2 protein-coding genes are annotated in these 2,685 nt (G+C 55.6%); both read right to left on the bottom strand.

The window, feature by feature from the left end:
* Positions 1 to 207 precede the first annotated feature (207 nt).
* A complete protein-coding gene (locus QTI66_RS39380) occupies positions 208 to 1,242 on the bottom strand; it encodes a hypothetical protein (protein WP_286565811.1) in 1,035 nt (344 codons plus the stop codon).
* Between the two features lie 968 nt (positions 1,243 to 2,210).
* A partial coding sequence (locus QTI66_RS39375) for a hypothetical protein (RefSeq protein WP_286565810.1) occupies positions 2,211 to 2,685 on the bottom strand: 475 nt, incomplete at its 5' end.

The raw sequence follows: 2,685 nt of genomic DNA, 5'->3' as shown, positions 1-2,685 counted from the left end.
CGCCAGCAGCACCAGCCACTGCAGGGCGTCTTCAATCAGGCGGAGCACGATCTGCACGAGCATCACCATGGCCTCATCGTGCCACGGTGTTCGGTCCGAGCCAACCATCTATCGGTGAGACGACGGCCGGAATTTTTGCGGACCACACCGGCGACACGCTGAACTGACTAGCTACCGCCCACGAAGGTCCGGTTTCCGGGCAGTGCTTCAGGAGCGTAGCCGCTCAATTTTTTGGAAATTGCTCATATCCACGTTTGGATCAACTCGCATTGTTGAAAGGTCAACATTTGCGGAAGGGTACATCAATCGGCACCGATAAGAGAGGCCGCCGGTTTCATAAGCACCATATCCATTTTTGTTATAATTCTGATACGCGTTTTGACACGCCCATACTTCAAACAACACGTCTCGCGCGATATTCTCAAATTCTTTATTTTGAGCCAAATCTGGAAATAATTCTCGCCAGCGATTCCAGTCCACTACGACTCTGTTGCTACCAGGCGGCAAAAAAACTAATCCTTCAGTGGTCTCCAAACCCTTAGAACTAGTCGTACGAATGTTCATGCCATTGGCAATAACGAAGAGCTTATAGAACTCCAACTTAGATGCTACATTAGGCGGCGGCGAGGCGAAACGCTTGGAGAACTCAAGTAGTAAATCGGCCGCACGAACGGATTCCTCCAAAGCTTGAGCATCGCGGACAAAATACCACGGCACTGCGAGTTTCGACCAAGCCTGCCATCTAATTAGCAAATATTTTAAATATAAATCTGGATCATTGGTGTTCTGATCACCCAGTTCGGATAGGCGTTGCCTCGCAAGGGTCTCGTCGTTTATCAAATTGTAATTTAATTCGGCAAGACGAACGTCGAAACAGGAACTCCATCCAGCAGAGCAGCGTTCTGTAATATAAAACAGTCGACCGTTCTGCGATGCGGTGATTGCTGAGAGCCTCAGAATCGCCTCCTTATATTTAACGTACGTCGCACCATCCCTCTCCAACAGCTTAAGCGGTCGGAGATATTCTTCCGAGGCTCCGGCCGGCGACAAAACTTTGGCGCGCAAAATGTGAATGCTTGCAAGCAACTTGCGGCCATCGCGATCTCCCAGTAATTCCGAGTAGGTGAAAAATTTACGGTAGGTCGCGTCTAGTTTCTCTTCCGCCTCTCGCTGGTAGCCAGCGGCTCGAAGCGTTTCCACCGCCTGAAGTTCACGGTCTAGCTCTACGGCAGGTTTGCGCACGGGTACAGCTATTCGATTGATATTTGTAATTCGATAGGTTGTTATAGAGACGGTTTTCCCGGAGACCTCCCCAACGGCGACGCCTCCTTCGACTGCGCTAATCGATTTGCTTTGCGGGCTTGCCGATTCTGCAGCGAATGAGGGCGAAGCCAGGGCAATGAGGACGCCAAAGAAACAAATCGTCCTAGGAAACATTTGGCGCACCAGCTATCGAGTACGATTAACCGATAATGTATCGGTGCACTGCACAGATCCGATCGCCACCCCCCCTTGAGACGCGGAGACCGAACCATTGACATTGGTTTTAGCATCGCACCCCTCACTGCGTCCAATTCGCGGAACCGACCCAGATGCCGAAGCGTCGCTCGTCGATCGCTGCGGCTGGTCGATCGCCCCGGATGCCTGAGGCGACTTCCCGAAGAAGTACACTAAGGCACCGATACACGCGCAAATCACGGGGACGAGGACATAACGTGTCCACCACCGAGATGTGCTTTCTCCGGTTGCGTCGTTGCTCATCTGGCTCCTCCATTCCGTATATCGAATACGTCCACCACGACGGCGTTGTGAGGGCGTCGCCCCTACCCAGAAGATACATCCATAGTCGGAGTTTGTTTAGGGGTGTGAGATGGCTGCCCGGTTACTGGCGCAGCGCGTTGTTCGACGAGAACCGGAGGGCGGGTGTCGCACAAGCCTCGAGGGAGGAAACTGCGGAGAACACCGCAGCGGGGGTTCAGGGTCACCGGCGCTATGGCGATAGTGCCGAGCGCGGGGGGGACGGTGTAGGCCCACCGTGCTGCACCGATCAAAATCGGTCCTGCCATTTCCGCTGGCGCTGGCGAGTCCGATTTGCTGCCGCTGCTGAACCTGGAACTCGACGCGCGGCCAACTGGGCGAGCGCGAAACTCTGTTGAAGCAGTTGAACCGCTGGCTGGGCGAATGTGATCGATTGACCCTAAATCCGGCAGTTACCCGGTCCCCGCGAGCCTATACGGGGGTCTGAAGGGGCCGATGGTGGGTGCGATACGGTGGCTGATATAGCGCAGCATCGCCGCCCACGGGTCCTGCGTTTTGAACTGCTCCGCAATTGCCCTGACATGCTCCAGAGCCGCGCGGATATTGGCGATCAGCGGTTTGAGGACGTGCGCCTTTCCGTGCAGCAGCGTCAGGTACAGCGTCGTTCGTCCCGCATGGCTGGCCGTCTTGCCCACCGCCGCCAGCATCAACGGGCGACTCGTGATCGCCTCCATGCGCGCGCCCGGTTTGGCCGCCCGGCAGTACCAACTCCACCAGTTGTAGACCAATGCACAGGCCCGTGCCGTGGTCTGGCAACGGCTGAGGTCCTGCGTGGTGAAGCCGCCCATGCCCCACTGGTTCTTCAATTCGTCGAAGCCGTTCTCGCAGTCAGCACGGTCCCTGTAGAGTTGCCCGATGGCTTCGATC

Origin of the sequence: Variovorax brevis (genome assembly GCF_030317105.1) — a bacterium.
In the GTDB taxonomy this organism is placed as follows: Bacteria; Pseudomonadota; Gammaproteobacteria; order Burkholderiales; family Burkholderiaceae_C; genus Variovorax; species Variovorax brevis.
Note: the sequence above shows the minus strand (reverse complement) of the source record. Positions and strands in the feature narration are given on the sequence as shown.